We start from the raw sequence: 18678 nt of genomic DNA, 5'->3' as shown, positions 1-18678 counted from the left end.
TTATGTCAGGTGAACCGCTGGCAGAGATCGGACGATCCAGCTTCCCGATAGCGAGACGGACCGTGTGCGTAACGGGTCAGGGAGGCTGAACAGCGTTGTCTGCCAAGGTTACTCACAACAGCGTCGGCGGCTCGCGGCAACCGCTGCCCGAACCTGGCCGTGGTCGCGGATGTCAGTGGGCCAGTCGAGCACCCGCACGTCCCCTTCCGGAGCCGGGCGCTCAGACGGCCGCCTGTTATTCGATCGCTGCTTCGTAGAAGGCGTCCGCGAGCGCGATGATGACAGCACCGATGGCGGGGCCGTCGCTGAAGAAGTAGTCGGCCATGGTGTTGTGAGCCTCCTGATTGTCGACGACCGCCTCGACGACCGCCGACTGGAAGTCCTGTGACTCCATGAATTGCTTCTTCGAGTTGACCTTGGTCTGGTTGACCAGGTCCGGGTACACGAGTAGTCGCTCAACCAGCCCCTGCACGAACTCGCGGACCTGGGACTCGGTGAACGCTTCGGCACCGAAGAGGTCGTTCATCTTGTCGATGACGACCTGCAGGGCAACGTACTTCGGCTCCTTCCGGGTGCCGGTGCCGGCGGCGCTGATACCCGTGAGTTGGCCGTCGCCGGTCAGCGAGATGTCGACCGCCGTCGCCTTGTTGTGCTTGACCCCAACTAGGACCACGTCGGAGAGGTCGATCTCTGCGGCCCAGGACGAGTCTGCGATTACCTTGTCCAGTAGCCGCAGGAAGATTGACAGCATCTCCATGTACGGGTCGCCGTAGTCGACGATCTGGCTCATGAAGTCGTAGAGCCGGACGTAGGTGGAGACGTCCTTGCGGAACAGGTCGAGGGTGTTGAGGGTGACTTTGTCGTCGGCCTCGATCGCCGCCGCGTAGCGGCGCGCGAAGTCGTGCTTGGCCGGGCTGATCGCGGCGGAGAGCGCGTTGTTGCCTTTGCGGGTGACCCACAGTTCAGCGACCTCGCGCACCTGCTCCGGTGTGTAGATCCCGGCCTGGGCGAGCTTGGTGGCGAGGTGGACGACGACGTACGGGTCGGTCTCGGTTTCCAGGGTGGCGCCCGTGAAGTACGGCTCGAAATCGGTCCGGATGGCGTCGGGTTTGTTCACGAAATCGATGACGAACGTCTTGCGCTTCTGCTCCCCGCTCGCGGTGCGATGGGTGCGGTTGAGCCGGGAGAGCGTCTGCACGGTGGTGACCCCGGAGAGCTTCTTGTCGACGTACATCGCCGAGAGCAGCGGCTGATCGAAACCAGTCTGAAACTTGTTGGCGACCAGCATGATCTTGTACGTCGTACCCTTGAACGCGGCGGCCAAGTCCGAGCCGGCGCCGGGGTTCAGGTTGGCCTCGGTGAACTCGTCGTCCTTGCTCGGCTGCGGCCCCCACTCCGACGCCCACTGCTCGTCCTCGTCCATCGTCACCGAGCCGGAGAACGCGACCAGCGTGCGGTAGTTGTATGAGGCGTCCTCGGCGGCCCGCTTGGCGATGTAGGCGTCGATCGCCTTCTTGTACTTCACCGCGGCCTTGCGCCCATCGGTCACGACCATCGCCTTCGCCTTGCCCTCGAGCAGGTGGGCGACGTTGGTATGGAAGTGCTCGACGATGATCTGCACCTTCTGGCTGATGTTGGTCGGGTGCAGCTTTACCCACCGCATCAAACCCTTCCGTGCCGCGGCCTCCTCCACCTCACCACCGTCGCCGCTCTCGGCCTTGCCGGCGATCTTCAGCGCGGTGTCGTAGGTCTGGTAGCCCTTGAGCACGTCGAGGATGTAGCCCTCCTCGATCGCCTGGCGCATCGAGTAGAGATGGAACTCGACCGGCTTGTTGTCGGGACCCTTGCGGCCGAAGAGCTCGAGGGTCTTGTTCTTCGGCGTCGCGGTGAATGCGAGGTAGGAGATGTTCGCCGACTCGGCCCGCTCGGTCATTTCCGAGGCCAGGATCGCCTCGACGTCGACCTCACCGCCTTCCTCGATTTCCTTGACCTCTTCCGCGGTCAGGACGGCTTTGAGCTTGGAGGAGATCTGGCCGGACTGTGAGGAGTGTGCCTCGTCGGCGATCACCGCGAACCGCCGCCCCTTCAGCGACGAATCCTTCCGGATCTCGTCGAGGGCGAACGGGAAGGTCTGCACCGTCACCGCGATGATCAGCTCCCCGCTCTTCAACGCGGTTGCCAGCAGCCCGGATTTCGACTTCGCCCCCGCCTTGCGGACATCCTCCGGGCTGATCGTGGCCACGATCTTCCCCGACCCGTCGATCTGCCGGATTGCGTCTTGGAGCTGCCCGTCGAGCACAGTGCGGTCCACGACCACGATCACCGAGTCGAAGACCTTCTTGTCGTCCACGTGCAGCCGCGCGAGCCGGTGTGCGGTCCAGGCGATGGTGTTCGTCTTTCCCGATCCTGCCGAGTGTTCGATCAGGTAGCGTTGCCCCACTCCCTCCTCGCGCACGGCGGCCACGACGTTCGTCACGGCTTCCCACTGGTGGAACCGAGGGAAGAGCATGCTCGTGCGCCGCACCGATGTCCCTGTCGCGACATCCCATTCCTGCTTGGTTTCCACGATCATCAGCCGGCCGATGATGGTGAGCCAGGCGTCCTTGTCCCAGACTCGCTCCCACAGGTACGCCGTCGCGGACTGCCCGCCCTCGGCCGGGGGGTTTCCCGCGCCCCCCTTGTGCCCCATGTTGAACGGCAAAAAGTGTGTCTTCTCGCCCTCTAGTCGGGTGGTCATCGCGGCCAGATCGTTGGAGACCGCGAAGTGGACCAGTGCTCGGTGCCCGAATGACAGCAGCGGCTCCGTGCGCCCGTTGGTCAGCGGATTCCGGTCCTTGCGGTATTGGTTGATCGCCTCGTCAACAGACTGGGTGAAGTCGGTCTTCAGCTCCACAGTGGCGACCGGGATTCCGTTGACGAAGAAGACCAGGTCAATACTGCGTTGGTCGGCGGTGGAGAAATGCACCTGCCGCATCACCCGCACCCGCATCGCCGCGTACTGCTCGTTGATGGTCGCGTTCAGTCTGGTTTCGGGGCGGAACTGTGCCATCTTCAACCGGCCACCGCCGATGTACTGCACCCCGTTACGCAGGATGTTCAGCGTCCCACCGCCATGCTCGAGAGGCTTGTCGAGCGCTGCGGTCAGCACGTCGAGGAACTTCGCCTGCGACCCTGCCGCCTTCAACGACTTCTCGTATGGCGCCTGCTGGGTCTCCTGAAGCCACGCGGACAGGTCCTCAGGGAACAGTGCCCGCTCCCTGTCATAGCCGGCATCGTTTGACGAGTACAACCACCCGTGGGACTCCAGGTACGCACAGATCTCGGACTCGAAGACGACCTCGTTGTGATCGGCCGTCATACCATCTCCCGCACGTCGATCTGTCCCGTCACTGCCGCTGTTATCAGTGCGGCACGCCGCTCACGTGATAATTCAACGAACCGCTCCGACTCTGCGATCAGCGTGTCGATCTTGGCGGTCTGGGTGTTTTGCTGCCGGACCTCCAATATTTGCTGTTCGACCTCGGGCAGATCGATACGGATCTCCCCGAGGTCGCGGACGTTGATCCGAGGAGTCCGGGCGTTGCCAAGGTCTGTGCTACCGATGCCTTTGACTCGCTGACGCATTTCACTGACAAATGCGTCAGACTTCATTACCGTAGACATCCACTCGTCATCGACCCCGGTTTTCGCCCGGATAACCGCGTAATCGGGGCTCACCAGTCCGTTCTCTTGGGCGAGCCCGAGGGCCCCCTGAAACGCGCGCATCCGGTTGATAACCAAATCGCCCTGCCGACAGATCTTGTAGTTCGAGAGGTCTTCGGCCCTGCTGTCTTCCTTGGTGACCTCGTCTCGACGACGTACCCCCCACGAGATGGACACCGACATCAACGGCAGTCTGTCAGCTTCCACTCCCGCCCGGTGATCCAGTTCATCGAAAAGCCATTTCAAACGCGTACCCTTCCCGACTCGGTCGCCTAATAGATCGGAAGCGACCGAGCGACGCCGCTCGCGGAGCATCTCGATTAGGCACTGCTGCTCCTGGACGAGCAGGTCGATGCGGGCGATCTCGCAGTCGAGATAATCGGCGATGACTCGCTGCTCTTCGTACGGCGGCAATCGAAGGTCGAGCGCTGTGAGTTGAGTCGCGGTTATTGCTGGATAAGAGACACCGGTCGAGTTGGCCTCGATCCTCGACACGAACTCATCGCCCTGGAGATACCAGGACAGGAATCGCGGATGAACTTCATCGCGCGGACTCAGCACGGCAAAGCCGGTCGAGAAGACCAACGGTTCGCTATGTGATGACACAGTCGCGACAGCACGCAAATAGGTTCTTACCGTCGAGACGACAGTATCGCCAGGATTTGCCAACCGACGGGCACGTGAGGGTGCGTCGGAGAACCTAATTGGCGCGTCATTCGTGTTCATCGATCCCTGCGTCACGTTGCCGATGTCGATGTACACGAACTCGAAATTGTCGTCTGTTTGCTCAGGGAGCACCACTGTATTGACATCCGTCACGTACTTCAGTCGCGTGGCGCGCCAAGCGTCGTTCATCATCCTTCCACCTCCCGCAACAGGTCGAGGATCTTGGCGACCTGCTTTTCCAGGTCAGCGTCGATCTCAGTGAGGGGGCGAGGCGGGACGTACTTGTAGAAGTGGCGGGTGAAGGGGATCTCGTATCCGGTCTTGACCTTGGTCCAGTCGATCCAAGCGTCGGGAACGTGGGGTTTCACCTCAGCGTCGAAGTATGCCTGGATGACCTCAAGCTTGCCCGCGGCACCGGTACTAGAGCCACCGTAGGTGAAGGGGAGGTTCTCGGTGTCACGCTTCTTGGCGTCCGGCTTCGACTTGCCCTTGCGGTCAATGACGGGGGTGCCGGACTCGTCGATGAGGGGGCGCTCGACGGTGATGGTCCAGTAGCCGAACTCGTCGTTGCTCAGCACCTTGGAGTAGTCGGGATCGGCGTCAGTGAAGTCGGCATACAGCTTCACGACCTCGGCGCGGTCGGCGTCGCTGATCTCGCGGCCCTTGGAGCCGAGGTTCTTGCGCATCTTGGTCCAGAACGAAGTACCGTCGATGAGCTGTACCACGCCCTTGCGGTCGGCATGTTTGGTGTTGTCGAGGATCCAGATGTAGGTGGCGATCCCGGTATTGAAGAACATGTTGGTCGGCAGTGCGACGATCGCTTCGACCAGGTCGTTCTCCAGTAGCCACTTACGGATGTTGGAGGGGCCGGACTCGGCGGCGCCGTTGAAGAGCGGTGAGCCGTTCATGACAATGCCGACGCGGCCGCCGCCGTCTTCGGGGGCGCGCATCTTGTGGGCCAGGTGGAGCAGGAAGAGCATCTGCCCGTCCGAGGTCGCCGGGAGGCCGGGGGCGAATCGGCCGTAGGGGCCCGCTTCGTCGCGTTCCTTCGTGACCGCCTTGGCGTACTGCTTCCAGTCGACGCCGTATGGCGGGTTCGACATGCAGTAGTCGAACTTTCTGTCCTTGAACGCGTCCTCTGTGAGAGTGTTGCCGAAAGCGATGTTGGTCGCGTCGTGGCCCTTGGCGAGCAGGTCGGACTTGCAGATCGCGTACGACTGCCCGTTGTATTCCTGGCCGTACAGGTTCAGCTTCGCGTCGGGGTTCTGGCCGAGGAGGTGCTCCTCGGCCAGGGCGAGCATGCCGCCTGTTCCTGCGGTGGGGTCGTATAGGGTGCGGATGATGCCGGCCTCGGTCAGGTCGGCGTCCTTCTCAGCGAACAGCAGGTCGACCAGGAGCCGGATCGCGTCCCGCGGGGTGTAGTGGTCTCCGGAGGTCTCGTTCGCGGCCTCGTTGAACTTGCGGATGATGTACTCGAACGCATCGCCCATGTCGGCGTTGGAGACGACGTCCGGGTGCAGGTCGATGGCCTTGAAGGACGTGATGACCTCGCGAAGGAGCTCCGCTTTCTCGAGGGCGAGGATCTCCTTCTTGAAGTCGAAGTACTCGAACACGTCGACGTCGGGTGAGAACCGGTCGATGTAGTCGGCCAGGTTGTCCGCCAGCCCGTCGGCGTCCTTGAGGAGGTTGGCGAAGGAGTAGTTCGAGGTGTTGTAGAACGGCCGCCCAGTGGCCTTCTTGACCTCGATCTTGAGCCGGTTGGGGTTGTCGTACTTCGCCGCAAGCTCGCGCATCGTGTCCCGGTCGGGCTCGATGATGCAGTCGAGGCGGCGCAGGATTGTGAGCGGGAGGATCACGTTGCCGTACTGGTTGGGACGGTAGGGACCCCGAAGTTGGTCGGCGATCGACCAGATGAAGCTACCGAGGGTGCTCACAATGCTCCTTACGAAACTCACTCAACGACGAATATTGGACGCCCAGCACGAGTCTGTGCATGCCGTCCGAACAGGCGGCACACAGTCTGCAGCAGTCGGCGCGTCGCAAGAGCATCATTGCGTATCGCGACACCCTTGCGTCCCACGAGGTCAGCAGATCCGTCGTGGTCGGCTTCCTCGCCGTGAATGTTCCTTACATCGCGGTTTTGGATATTCGGAAGAGTATGTCTCATTTTCTTTGGAATTGAGACACCCACTCGTTCGTGTGCGGGATCGGGTGTTGGCCCCAGCTCGCCCCGTCTCAGAAGTGCGTACCAAAACTGGCGTCTAGCCGTTGTTCAATGGGACGACTTATGAGACCCCGCGAGGGACGCAGGATGGCACAACATTTCAGCGCGGACCGCATCTTCGACGACATCATGTGCCGGCACCCGCTCGGATCGTCCTGGCCTCTCTGCTCCCTATGCCCGAGAAGGTGGCATATTTGTCGTACCCGCCCTGGGCCGATCCCTCGTTGACACGATCGAAATCTTAACCACCGAGAGGACGCAACGATGGACAAGCAACCGCACCGACGACGGAGCAACAAGTTTCTGATCGACTACCCCCTGAAGAACGTGACTGTCGGTCGACGTTTCGATGGAGTGCCCGAGGGCGAGGGTCGTTGGCAGCGGATTCCGCACCTGGGTGTTCTGTGGACGGACGACAAACAAGCTCTGCAGCTCGGTTGGCTCGATAATGCAGATCAGGACGCTGCAAACGCTCTTGCTCGCCGGATGGTTCTGATGGCTGTCGACGGCATGACCGCGACCGCAGCGTTCGACATGATCGCCAGCGAGAATCAGAAGTACTTGATCATGCATGGTGATCTCGCGGACCGCGGCGAAGACAACTTCTGGAACTAGTCGACAGCTCAGTCGAGATGAAGATTAACTGTGGAAACGGTGCTCTCAACCAGTGCAGGCTGCACCCGATTGTCCCAGCGGTTGTGCTTTGCCTCGTTGTGGATTGTTGATTGCGAAGGAACCAGAATCCGCCACCGCCAGTCGAAAATCGATCGGTATTCGACGCTTCTGTGAAGCATGTATATCCCCAGTTCGTACTGAGGGAGCGGTGTCGAGAACTGGTGTCGACAATCTATGTCGAATAACCCACAGACCTTGTCTTTTCGACAGAGAAGTTTTTTTCAGGCTGCCCACCAGACGATGACGAGGGCGAAGAGGATGCAGCCGAGGATAACGGCAATTTCTGACCTCGCTCCGAGGAATTTTCGGACGCGCTTTCGTCGGTCGATGCGAGGCGGTGGTGCCGTCATGGTGTGGGGGAGGGCTGAATCGTGGCTTCGAGTCGGGTGAGGCGTTCTTCGAGGGCGCCGGTGATGGCGAGCAGCCCGAGCAGGGTGGGCTCGGTGATGTCGCTGCCGTGTTGAGCGTGTGCGAGCAGCGTTGTGCGCAGGAGTGAACACATGGGGGCGTCGTCGCTGATGGGGAGTTGTTCGAGTTTGGCGGTCAGACGCTCGTCAGGGGAGGTCATGCGTCGCTCCTGCACGTGTGGCTCATGCAGGCCGAGTGAAAGGGGTGACTGCCTGTGCGGTGGTATCGGGTGGTGCGCTGGAACCGAGGCGGAAAGCAGCGCACCAAATGGTGATGTTACTGCGTCATTGCTAACCGGTCGGTACGCGGGAGATAAGTGAAGGCGACTCATGGGTGCGATGAACTAACTCGGTACCGGTTCACCTGCAGGCGGCGAGGCACTCCCCTCGATAGTTCAATGCTCAAGTAGCTGTAACTGTGCGAAGACTGGTAACCGAGGTGGGTGGCACGTAAATTTTCGGGGGCGGCATCACCCGGTCCCCAACGGGCATGGCGAACGCTCCGCCGGTAGCCACCCCTGGTCTATCGGCGGGCGAGCCGTCCCGCAGGTTTCAGCGCATCGACTATGTTTCGCTGCACCGGCGGTCAGCGCGGGTTGGGGGTGCGCCACAGTCGCGGGGTGTCGCCGTCTTCGGTGTTGGCGAGAGCCCGGATTCCGTCGGCGTCCTGGGCGAGGACGTCCGCGAAGTGCTGTCTGTGGGTGTCGTCGAGGCCGTCGGGCAGGTTCGCACCGTCGGTGACGGATGTCGCGGCGCCGTCGAGATAGCGCGCGATGCGCAAGAGCAGAGGACGCGGGGTCGGGACGAAGAAAGCATTGGCGTCGGCGGTGATCATACCGAGAGTCGACAGTAGCGACAGGCCTGCGAGGGCTTCTTTGTCGTCGAGGTTGACGTGCGCGACTTTCAAGGCTTCGGCCAGCGCCGCGGTGGTCAGACCGACGGCAGCGACGGGCATGGAGATGCTGCGTTCGAATTCGATCAGGTCGGCGCCGGGGGCTTCGTCGTAGAGTGACACCGCGAGGGACTGTGCGAACGCGAGGAGGCGTTCGTCGGTGAAGTCACGCTGTGCGGTCTGGCGGGTGACTCTCATCAGGGTCGCGTATTCGGTGAGTTTGTCGTCGAGGATTTTCCGGGCTTCGGTGTCGGTGATCGTGAGCCCGAGATCGAGGAGTGCGGCCCGAAGTTCGGTGGATCGGGTGTGGAGCCAGGTGGGCCGGGGACTCATCGCTGCTCCTGTGAGGGTGTGGCTTTAATTGTTCTGGTGAGTTTAGATCGGCCGAACTGTGGGAGGGACGTGACCGTGGTAAGTCGCAGGCAGTGGTAGATCAGTGGAACTGTGTGCGCTACATTCGTTTTCCGCGTCGTCTCTAGTTCCGAGACGGTGACGGATGGGGTTCTCCGGGAGGTCGTCACACACGTCCGGTGGGCCGATCCCTGATCGTGCGCCCGACTCTCCCAGGTCGGGTGTACTCGGCCCGCCTGGCTGGTACTGACGACCGTCCGGGCGGGTCACCACGGAGCGGGAGTTGGCGAACGGTCATCGACGTCAGCGGCGAATTCTGGTGCATGCGGACTTCGCGCCACAGAGAAAGCCAATACACCGAGTGCGACGGTACTGTGAAGGCCTCTGGCTTGTTCGGGAGTAGGAGAGAAAAATGTGTGCTGCCGCCAAAGTTGCCTCGTCGGTGATGCAAGTAGCCAACCTGGATCGGTCGGTGAGCTACTACTGCGACGTATTTTCCTGCCGTGTCGCCTTGCGTGAACGCGAGGCGGCGCTCCTTCTGACGCCGGATGATTTCCAGATCTACATGTATGTCCAACAGGGCGCATCGCGGCGCAACATGAGCAACATCGGCGTCCACTACGTCATGTGGTCCGCTGATACCGAAGAAGAATTGGCGCGGATCAGTGAACGACTACGCGCATACGATGCCTCTACCTTCACCCAGGTAGTCGGTGGAGTGACTTTCGTCGATGGCTGCGACCCTGACGGTATACGTGTCATCGTCGCCTACCCGGGCCCAGAGAAACTACCCCGAGAGCTGATCGCACAACGATTCCACGGATGACGTGCTCAACGCACCGCAGGTAGCGGTGCGTTGGACACGTCAGTCCTCGCTGCTCACACGGTCACCGATCCACTCCAGGAGGTCGGGATCGGATGAGGTCAGACGCTCAACTTCCTCGCCCCCGTCGCAGCGCCGTAGTGAGACCGTGATCGATGTGGAGGTGCGCCGTAGAACACGCCACGTCGCTCCCGAATCCGACCACCGCGAAAGAGTTTCCACCGGTGGGTCTTCCGTCATGTCGGCTCCGCTCAGGTATTGGCCCAGCTGTCCGGTCCGAAGACCTCGTAGTGGATATTCTGCGGCGGGACGTCCCGTTCGAGCAACGATGCGCGCATCGCCAACATGAACGGCATCGGCCCGCAGAGGAAGGCTTGGGTATCGGACTCCACTGCAATGTCTTGCAAATCCGCCCGTCCTTCGTGAACAGATCCGAACGCCACGTGCGTGCCGAGATCCTCGTACCAACGGTGCAGGGTTGCGGCGGGAATCTTCTCGACGAGTGTGCTGAGTTCTGCGCGGTGCGCATGATCCGCAATCGATCGGTCAGCATGAATGACTGAGACCGAACGCTCGGCGCCGGTGTCCACGAGATGATTGAGCATGCCGATCATCGGTGTGCAACCGATTCCGGCCGACGCGAGGAGCAATGGTGAGTCGTCGTCAGGCATCATCAGATCGCCGAACGGTGTGGTTACCGACAGCTCGGAACCTTCGAACGCGTTGTTGTAGAGGAAGTTCGACACCTCGCCGTCGGGAGTTCCCGAGATTCGCTTCACACTGATCCGCCAGCCCGCGCTGCTCGGCACGGAACAGAGGCTGTATTGACGTATCTGGCGAGCGCCGTCTGGAAGCACCACGCCGACCGAAAGGTACTGTCCGGGAGCGAAGGTGGGGAGAACGCTGCCGTCGAGTGAGGCGAGTGTCAGTGACACGGTATCGGCGGACTGCAATACCCGTTCGGTGATTCGAACCGTCCGCCAGACGTCACCGGTATCGACGCCGGCGAGCTGGTAGAGGCCTCGCTCCATCGTGATGAGGGTTTCGGCCATCAGCCAGTAGACCTCGTCCCATGCTGCCGCGACGTCGGGAGTGACTGCATCGCCGAGTATTTCGACGATTGCGGCGAAGAGGTGTTCGTGCACGATTGCGTACTGGTCAGGGGTGATGCCCAACGACGCGTGCTTGTGAGCGATACGAGAAAGGATGAGATCAACCTTGGCGCTGTCGGGTTCGAGCTGAAGCGTTGCGAATGCCGCGATAGCGCCCGCGAGTGCCTTCTGCTGTTCACCCTGTTTCTGGTTGCCGCGATTGAACAGATCACGTTCGAGTTCGGGGTGTGCGTCGAACATCGTGCGGTAGAACAGGGTTGTGATATCGCCGATGGCGGCGCCGACCACGGGAAGGGTGGCGCGAATGACCTCGGTTGACTGTGGGGAAAGCATGAGCTGCTCCGTTCGGTCGAAATTGACGTTGATCAGCTTGCTTCGTCGCTCCGAGTGGTGAGGCGAAGCAGAACAGTTTTGGACGGCTGCCGGATGACGTCTTCGATCGTGACCGCGTCGAGCGAGACGAAAAACGCTTCCTGCGCTTCTCGCAAAGCGCTCCGAAGGAGGCAGCCGCCGCGCAGTGGGCACGGTTTGTCGCCTTCGCAGTCGACGACTTCACCCGACCCTTCGAGGCGTCTGGCCAGCCAGCCGATGGTGGCGGTGCGGCCGAGTTCGGTGATGGAAAGCCCACCGCCGCGACCACGCCTGGTTGTGACGATGCCCAACTCGCCGAGCCGCGTAACCACCTTGGTGGCATGGGAGTACGACACGTTGAGCTGCTGCGCAATTACCCGGGTACTGGGGGAGGCATCGGCGTCGAGTACGGCCAACCGCATGACGACGCGCAATCCCAGATCGGTGAACTGCGTCAGCTGCATGACCCGAACCTACATAATTCGCATCTGAGATGACTATTTATGTGAGGGGGATCTCAAACGAAGGCCCAACGCACCACGTCGACATGGTCGAGAACGCTGTGAAGCGGCACCGACCGTGCAAAATTGGTTCGTTGCCGAAAGGTCGAGTCGAGCACATCGTCCCGTAGTGCACTCTCAGAGGGCGGAGGTAAAACCGTACCGTCGACGCATTTCCTTGAGGTTGGCGACGTCGTTCGTGCTGAAACTCGTTGCAGTTGACCATTGCACCGCTTGCTCGTAGTCCTCTCGCCACTGGTCGATCTCACGGGCGGTGAGGCGAGTGACGGTCGGTTTCTGTCCCCCGGCTACGGGTTCGAATTGTGCTAGAAACACGGCGAGCAATGCGGCTTCGCGCCGACATCTGCTCGTCATGGTGCCACCGTCTTAACGCTGATTGCGGCCGTACGGAACGGTGCTGCAATGATCCCGCAAGCATCGATCGGATCTCGGTGAGACAGCTCGATGCGTCGAACGCAACGACGAACAAATAATGTACAGGGACTTTCGTTCCGGAAAAGCGCTGTGCTACATAGTTTCATTGCAGGTGGAGCTCCATTCGGCCCCGACCTCATGAAGAACGAACAACTTTCAAGTAACTTACCGTAACAGTACAATCCGGATTTTCGCTAACCTCAAGCTATCGACGGTTCGCTCACCGTACATCGCACCCAAACGGCAACTGTCGACGGTGTAACGGGTATGGGGGACTCGATCTGGAATCGGTCTGCCGCCGAAGACCGTCGTACACTTTTGCGTCGAGCGACTTATCCACAGTCGAGCTCGAGATCGCACGTGTAGGCATCGGCCCCATGTTGCACGGTTCGGTCCGTCGCGCGCTGTCCACAAGGGATCGGCAGGCACAGGCTTTTAGATATGAAACCACTCCCGACCAGGAGCGCTGTGCCGGGTCCAGTACAGCCGAGGGTGGTCGGTGAGAATCTGTATGCCCGACCGGATGATGAAGACCATCAGAAACAGATTGAGAAATTGCTGCGCACCCAACCATGTGGGAAGGGCAGACGTTTCCCCTGGGCTGACCTCGCGACTCCGCGGTGCTGTTCGACGAACACCTGCACCGACGACAACCCACGTAAGTGCTGTGCCGCAGCCACCGCCGCGATCAGGACGGCGAATCCGATCAGGAGCAGCCAGGGCAGGTTGAACCACTTTGCTGTGGCCGATGCGCATACGAGGTGCGATGCCGGCGGCATACGGCACCGAACCTGCCCACGTGACAGGGTTGACGACGTCTGCGACCGGGGCACAATTGTGTGCGGAATCTTTATGCCACAGTAGTTTCCGCGTGCCATGGGTCCGCTCTCGGTAGTGCAGGCGGATCGGTGGAGTCGACCATCGGTCACATCCAAACGCTGTAAGCGACACCGGCGAGAGGTCGGTGCGCAAAAAATGTTCGATGACCTGACCCTGCTCACCACTATTAGCCGCAAAGTCCGCTTACATGATTTTTTGACTACCGGGACGTATCTCGGAGCGTATATGCGGACACGTCGGGAACAAGCCATTCCCCGCCGACTTCCTCGATCGGGAGAACATCGAGGACGATGTCCGGATCCAACGGTATTGCTCCCAAGATCCGGTGAACCCGCGTGTCTGCACCAGGAGGTGATGGGTTGCGCTCGTCCCACCTGATCGAGACCCCCGCTGCAAGGAGAGCATCCTGATCGACAACCACCACTACCAGTGGAAGTCGAAGGTCCCCGTACACTGTCGCGAGAACATGCTCGAGATCCCCTGCAGTGGCAGCGTGGACGAAGCCAACCTGATCGAGAGTCTTTGCGCGGGTTGATCCTTCATATTCTCCGAATCGTTGAGCGCCCTCCCAGTCATCAGCAAGGGCTACGTGAAAAATGCATTCGTTCATCGGAAACCTTTCATCGAAATGGTCCGGGTATCAGTGAAGACATGCGGACAACAACGCGAACAGGGAAATGATCACGCTGATCAACAACACAACCTTCACCAACTCGAAAGCGATGTACACCAGATGTATCTTCGAACGCGGTAGGTCTTCTCCGGCGAGGATTCGGTCGGAGCGTTTACCCAGGAGTGGCCGGATCGCCGCAACCTGAACAATGAGCACCATCGCGGCCAGCACGAAGAACGTCAACGCGGGTGTGTCAGGTTTCGCGACGATGCAGGATGCCGCCAGTACCAGTGTCAGAACCAACTCCACGGCGTTCAGTGCGGTGAAGACCTTTCGGCCGATCCCGAGCCCGATGGCCAGGCTCACTCCTGGAGCGCGAAACTTGATCGGTGCTTCCAGGAAGGAAATCGCAGCGACCATCCCGAGCCAAAAGACCGGCAAGATTAATTGCGCGTAGCGTGCCGCTTCGGTCATAGGTCATCGGCCTCACTGGACGGGATCGAGTTCGGTCCTTCCACTACGGCTGTGGAAATCTTCCTTCTAGCTGCATGTTCTTCGGTCCTCATCCGTTCGACCATGTGCGGGTAATGCAGTTCGAACGCGGGACGCTCGGAGCGGATCCGAGGCAGTTCGGTGAAGTTGTGCCGCGGCGGCGGACAGCTCGTTGCCCATTCGAGCGAATTTCCGTAGCCCCACGGATCGTCGACCGTCACGACCTCTCCGTATCGGTAGGACGTGAACACGTTCCACACGAACGGCAGCAGTGACGCTCCGAGAACAAATGAACCGATCGTGGAGATCGAGTTCAAGGTGGTGAATCCGTCCGAGGGTAGGTAGTCGGCATACCGCCGCGGCATGCCTTCGGCGCCGAGCCAATGTTGCACCAGAAAGGTTGTGTGGAAACCGACGAAGGTCGTCCAGAAATGCCACCTACCGAGTCGTTCGTTCATGAATCGTCCGGTTATTTTCGGGAACCAGAAATAGATCCCGGCGTACGTGGCGAAGACGATCGTCCCGAAGAGAACGTAGTGGAAGTGCGCGACGAGGAAATACGAATCGGTGACGTGGAAATCGAGCGGCGGGCTCGCCAATATCACCCCGGACAGACCTCCGAAAAGGAAAGTCACCAGAAATCCGATCGAGAACAGCATCGGCGATTCGAAGGTCAATTGCCCCTTCCACATCGTTCCGATCCAGTTGAAGAATTTCACCCCGGTCGGTACGGCGATGAGAAAACTCATCATCGAAAAGAACGGCAGCAGAACGGCTCCCGTGGCAAACATGTGATGAGCCCACACCGCAGCAGAAAGTGCCGATATGGCGATCGTCGCGTAGACAAGTCCGAGATAGCCGAAGATCGGCTTGCGGGAGAAGACCGGAAAGATCTCCGAAACGATACCGAAGAACGGTATCGCCACGATGTACACCTCGGGATGTCCGAAGAACCAGAACAGATGTTGCCACAGGATCGCACCACCGGTGGCGGGATCGAAGAGATGCCCGCCCAAGTGTCGGTCCACGAGCAGTCCCATCAGCGCTGCGGTGAGAATAGGAAAAGCCAACAACACCAGGATCATGGTGATGAAGACATTCCACGTGAAGATGGGCATCCGAAACATCGTCATCCCGGGTGCACGCAGACAGATCACGGTGGTGATCATGTTGACCCCACCCAAGATGGTCCCGACGCCGGCCAGTGCGAGGCCCATGATCCACAGATCCCCACCGACACCTGGTGAATGCAGGGCACTGGTCAGCGGGGTATATCCCGTCCATCCGAAGTCAGCGGCTCCTCCGGGGGTGAGGAATCCGGATACCGTGATGAGCGCACCGAAGAGGTACAGCCAGTAGCTGAGCGCGTTCAGTCGCGGGAACGCCACATCCGGTGCGCCGATCTGCAGGGGAAGTATGTAGTTCGCGAAGCCGAAGACGATCGGGGTGGCATAGAGCAGCAACATGATCGTGCCGTGCATGGTGAAGAGCTGGTTGTACTGCTCGTTCGAGAGAAACTGAAGACCGGGGACGGCGAGTTCGGTCCGGATCAGCAGGGCCATCAATCCGCCCAACATGAAGAAGGCGAACGAGGTGACCAGATAAATCACGCCCAGCTTTTTGGGATCGGTCGTAGTGGCAGCGGAATAGAGGAACGTGCCCTTGAGCCCCCGGCGTTTCGGGTAGGGCCGCGAAGGAACGAGTTCTGTCACGACAGGAGTCATGATTCGTCCTCACTACGCACGGGGGATCGCGGTCCGATATCCGATTGGTTCGAGTGCGGATGCCCGCCTACCAGCTCCGTATCGACACCTACGCGACCAAGCTTCGCGGATCCTCCCGGCGACCCCACTACCTCGGCCGCACCGGGCAGTGGCCGATGGAAGAAGCGGGCATTGTCGTCGATGAAATCTTCCCAGCGGGCGGGGACGTCGGATTCGTACGAGATGGCCTCGACCGGGCAGACCGGTTCGCACGCGCCGCAGTCGATGCATTCGTCGGGGTGGATGTAGAGCGACCGCGCTCCTTCGTAGATGCAGTCCACCGGGCATTCCTCGACGCACCCCCGGTCCAACACGTCGATACATGGTGCTGCGATCACGTATGTCATGAGCGACCTCCGGGGGCACTGCCTATTTTTAAGGAAATCTTTCCTCTAAAGTATTACAGTATGGCGATACGAAAGGGAACCGGTTCTGCGCGCGCCGGCACCCATGCAGTGCTGGCGTCTGGGCGGCGAGTTCAACTGTTGGATGCATTGCGGGCTGCCGCGGAATCGATGACCGCCACCGAACTGGCGGATCTGTGCGGCCTGCATGTGAGCACAGTTCGGTTCCACCTGAACGCGTTGATCGAGGTCGGTCTGATCGCGAAGGAGACCGAGCGCAACGTCATCCGAGGGCGTCCGCGCCAGCTTTACCGGGCACAGAATCCACTCGGGTCAGGATTCGGCATCACCTCCGGATACGAAAAGTTGGCCCACGTTTTGGCGGCGCACTTCGCACGCCACGCGGACGGTGATCCGGAACAGCTCGCCGAGGCTGCGGGTCGGCAGTGGGCGCTGGACGATCTCGGCGAAACCTCCGGAATCGGTCGATCCGCAGAAGATGCGGCGGTCGTCGTCACCACCTTGTTCGCGGAGATGGGGTTCGATCCGGAACTCGAATCCTTGACTTCCCGAACGCGTATCCGATTGCACGCCTGTCCGTTCGAAAGCGTCGCCCGACAGAACCCCTCCGTTGTCTGCTCCTTACATCTCGGTCTGATACGCGGCGTTCTGACACGACTCGGCGCACGTCAGATCAAGAGCACGCTCACCCCCTGGGACACCGTGCATACGTGTCTCGCGCAACTGGAGCGGCAATGATGCCCAGGTACATACAGCCGGTGTCTATCAATATCGAACTCGCACAGTCACATTCCCCTCCCTCATGCATTGCTGGACCACTGACGTGCTCGCGCGATCGAAGATGTTCCCCGTTTCGGCGGACCGCATCGAGAAATGAACAGCCGGAAACTTCCTCACCACAACGGATTACATCTCATGAGCATCTATCGCATGATCTGGTGGATTACCGCGGTCATCCTGGCCGCTTCAGGGGGGATCGCCGCAGCCGTCACCGTCCAAACCGACGTTCTGGTATCGGCGGTGATTGCCGCAGTGCTGATCGGAGGGGGTTCACCCTGGCTGCGACCGATCACACGTCGTACTACCCCACCACCGCGAAATCTCCTTGCGATTGCGCTACGAGACGGCGCTACGTGGGCGGCAGGAGTGGTCACTGTCATCGGATTGATCACCCTCGCCGGCGCTCCTGCCCTACCGTTGATACTGCTGATGGCCATCACCTCTGCTCCGGTATGCCGCTATCTTCGCGACAGAGTCGAGTTCACACAGTCACCGCCGCGCTCGCCGAGGAGTCCACTCATCCACCCACGCCCCGTCGATGTGCCGCTTCTTCCATTGCCGGACTGCAGTCAACTCTCGGACGAAGCCCTGTGCCGATGTTGGCGAATGAGCTTTCCCGCCCTGAAGAGCGATCCCTCGACATCGCCCTCGGTCACGGACGCCCTGCACCTCGCGCGTACCCGCGAGGCTTATCTCGACGAAATCGAACGCCGAGATCCAAGGGGATTCGCCCGATGGTTAGATAGCGGCGCCCGCGCCGGCAGTGACCCCGCCAAGTTCCTCACCGCACGAGATCACCCCCCACCCCCGCCGCAGCAGCCCTGATTCAACGCCCTCCGAAATGCCCATGAACCAACTGAGGAACCTCCTCATGGCCGGACCAGTCGAGAACGAGTGAAATCCCTGGCCAGCACCGCATAAACGTAAAGAAAGCGAACATCGTGGAAAAGATGTCATTGACAGCGCTCGCTCGCCAACTCGCCGACAAGGCGGGAAGGTCGAAGAGTGGCCGTAGCGCTCGTACCGTGTACGGCGGCCATGAACACGTCCTGCGTCAAACCGTCATCGCGCTGGCAGAGGGGCAAAAACTCGACGAGCACGAGAACCCTGGGGAAGCGACCGTCTATGTCCTCACCGGCCGGGTACGCCTGTGCGCAGCCGAAAACGCGTGGGAAGGATCATCCGGCGATCTGTTGATCGTCCCGAATGCTCGACATTCTCTCGAAGCGCTGGAGGCCTCGTGCGTACTACTGACGGTCGCTAAAGCAATCTGAAGTATCGACCAGTTCTTCACGGCCACTGATACGACCGTCATGTCTTACTCTGCTTCGTCATCGACCATGCTCCGGTCGCGAGCTGTGCCCCGCATCACCCGCGTGCACGGTTCGCGGTACTTCTATGTGTCGATGGCAATCGTCCTGTTAGGTAAATGCATTGAACCGTTTCGAGACCAAAGATCCGATCGCCACTGATTCCTCGGAGTCCGCTGTCGGCGGCATGTCTGCCCCATTTAACTCTGCCCTGCTTGATGCGCTGAAACTGAATCGCCCTGGGTCTGATGGAGGCTCTGGCTATTTGATTTCAACCAAGGCCTGCTCACCCTGCTCAGTAGCGTAGAACGTCTTCTCGTACTCTGCTGGCGGGATGTCGCCGCAGTGACCATGCAGCCGCCTGTGATTGTGCCAGT

At 60.4% G+C, this 18678-nt stretch carries 18 protein-coding genes; 5 read left to right on the top strand and 13 right to left on the bottom strand.

The genetic code is table 11. The features are described 5' to 3' along the window. Positions 1–235: 235 nt before the first annotated feature. Genes ABH939_RS31140 through ABH939_RS31130 form a run of 3 tightly spaced genes read right to left on the bottom strand, consistent with a single transcriptional unit; the run spans position 236 to position 6302 of the window. Positions 236–3358: a type I restriction endonuclease subunit R gene (locus ABH939_RS31140; RefSeq protein WP_404650649.1), complete on the bottom strand. Its 3123-nt coding sequence runs from the start codon at positions 3356–3358 to the stop codon at positions 236–238. Then, on the bottom strand, positions 3355–4560 hold the full coding sequence (locus ABH939_RS31135) for a restriction endonuclease subunit S (RefSeq protein ID WP_404650647.1): 1206 nt from the start codon (positions 4558–4560) through the stop codon (positions 3355–3357). Before ABH939_RS31135 ends, ABH939_RS31140 begins: the two co-directional genes overlap by 4 nt. Beyond that, positions 4557–6302, bottom strand: a complete 1746-nt coding sequence (locus tag ABH939_RS31130; RefSeq protein ID WP_404650646.1) for an N-6 DNA methylase — start codon at positions 6300–6302, stop codon at positions 4557–4559. The genes ABH939_RS31135 and ABH939_RS31130 overlap by 4 nt, the downstream gene beginning before the upstream one ends. 554 nt (positions 6303–6856) lie before the next feature. Between ABH939_RS31130 and ABH939_RS31125 the strand changes: the two genes are divergently transcribed. Beyond that, positions 6857–7207, top strand: a complete 351-nt coding sequence (locus tag ABH939_RS31125; protein ID WP_241064939.1) for a hypothetical protein — start codon at positions 6857–6859, stop codon at positions 7205–7207. Positions 7208–7613: 406 nt separating this feature from the next. Here ABH939_RS31125 and ABH939_RS31120 read toward each other — a convergent pair whose 3' ends face one another. Together ABH939_RS31120 and ABH939_RS31115 are read right to left on the bottom strand one after the other, a co-directional pair. Continuing rightward, positions 7614–7835, bottom strand: a complete 222-nt coding sequence (locus tag ABH939_RS31120) for a hypothetical protein (RefSeq protein WP_241064940.1) — start codon at positions 7833–7835, stop codon at positions 7614–7616. A 425-nt stretch (positions 7836–8260) separates the two neighbouring features. Continuing rightward, a complete protein-coding gene (locus ABH939_RS31115) occupies positions 8261–8899 on the bottom strand; it encodes a hypothetical protein (protein WP_024488096.1) in 639 nt (212 codons plus the stop codon). A 430-nt stretch (positions 8900–9329) separates the two neighbouring features. Between ABH939_RS31115 and ABH939_RS31110 the strand changes: the two genes are divergently transcribed. Next, positions 9330–9743: a VOC family protein gene (locus tag ABH939_RS31110; RefSeq protein ID WP_024488095.1), complete on the top strand. Its 414-nt coding sequence runs from the start codon at positions 9330–9332 to the stop codon at positions 9741–9743. A 39-nt stretch (positions 9744–9782) separates the two neighbouring features. On the opposite strand, the gene ABH939_RS31105 is transcribed toward ABH939_RS31110, so the two are convergent. From ABH939_RS31105 to fdxA, 8 genes are all read right to left on the bottom strand, one after another. Further along, positions 9783–9980 carry a hypothetical protein gene (locus ABH939_RS31105; protein ID WP_024488094.1) on the bottom strand — a complete coding sequence of 66 codons (198 nt, stop codon included), beginning with the start codon at positions 9978–9980 and terminating at the stop codon, positions 9783–9785. Positions 9981–9991: 11 nt separating this feature from the next. Continuing rightward, entirely contained in the window at positions 9992–11185 is a 1194-nt protein-coding gene (locus ABH939_RS31100) for a globin domain-containing protein (RefSeq protein WP_241064941.1), read from the bottom strand. A gap of 32 nt (positions 11186–11217) precedes the next feature. After that, positions 11218–11667 (bottom strand): Rrf2 family transcriptional regulator, encoded by a 450-nt coding sequence (locus tag ABH939_RS31095; protein ID WP_060939846.1) that lies wholly within the window; start codon positions 11665–11667, stop codon positions 11218–11220. A 174-nt stretch (positions 11668–11841) separates the two neighbouring features. Continuing rightward, positions 11842–12078, bottom strand: a complete 237-nt coding sequence (locus ABH939_RS31090; protein ID WP_024488063.1) for a hypothetical protein — start codon at positions 12076–12078, stop codon at positions 11842–11844. Positions 12079–13177: 1099 nt separating this feature from the next. Continuing rightward, positions 13178–13588, bottom strand: coding sequence for a DUF952 domain-containing protein (locus ABH939_RS31085; protein WP_024488064.1), 411 nt, complete (start codon positions 13586–13588; stop codon positions 13178–13180). 30 nt (positions 13589–13618) lie between these two features. Next, on the bottom strand, positions 13619–14065 hold the full coding sequence (locus ABH939_RS31080; RefSeq protein ID WP_024488065.1) for a hypothetical protein: 447 nt from the start codon (positions 14063–14065) through the stop codon (positions 13619–13621). Continuing rightward, positions 14062–15807: a cytochrome c oxidase subunit I gene (gene ctaD, locus ABH939_RS31075; protein ID WP_241064942.1), complete on the bottom strand. Its 1746-nt coding sequence runs from the start codon at positions 15805–15807 to the stop codon at positions 14062–14064. Before ctaD ends, ABH939_RS31080 begins: the two co-directional genes overlap by 4 nt. Beyond that, entirely contained in the window at positions 15804–16193 is a 390-nt protein-coding gene (gene fdxA, locus ABH939_RS31070) for a ferredoxin (RefSeq protein ID WP_241064943.1), read from the bottom strand. Before fdxA ends, ctaD begins: the two co-directional genes overlap by 4 nt. 60 nt (positions 16194–16253) lie before the next feature. Here fdxA and ABH939_RS31065 point away from each other — a divergent pair, with 60 nt between their 5' ends. The 3 genes from ABH939_RS31065 to ABH939_RS31055 all read left to right on the top strand — a co-directional run bounded on the left by ABH939_RS31065 (position 16254) and on the right by ABH939_RS31055 (position 18265). Beyond that, positions 16254–16949 (top strand): metalloregulator ArsR/SmtB family transcription factor, encoded by a 696-nt coding sequence (locus tag ABH939_RS31065; protein WP_125053380.1) that lies wholly within the window; start codon positions 16254–16256, stop codon positions 16947–16949. 177 nt (positions 16950–17126) lie between these two features. Beyond that, complete coding sequence (locus ABH939_RS31060; RefSeq protein WP_241064944.1) at positions 17127–17816, top strand: hypothetical protein; 690 nt, start codon at positions 17127–17129, stop codon at positions 17814–17816. 116 nt (positions 17817–17932) lie between these two features. Beyond that, a complete protein-coding gene (locus ABH939_RS31055; RefSeq protein WP_125053376.1) occupies positions 17933–18265 on the top strand; it encodes a cupin domain-containing protein in 333 nt (110 codons plus the stop codon). Positions 18266–18678 lie beyond the last annotated feature (413 nt).

This window comes from Rhodococcus sp. 27YEA6, from assembly GCF_044908235.1.
Lineage (GTDB): Bacteria > Actinomycetota > Actinomycetes > Mycobacteriales > Mycobacteriaceae > Rhodococcus_F > Rhodococcus_F qingshengii.
This window is presented reverse-complemented; position numbering and strand designations above follow the sequence as displayed.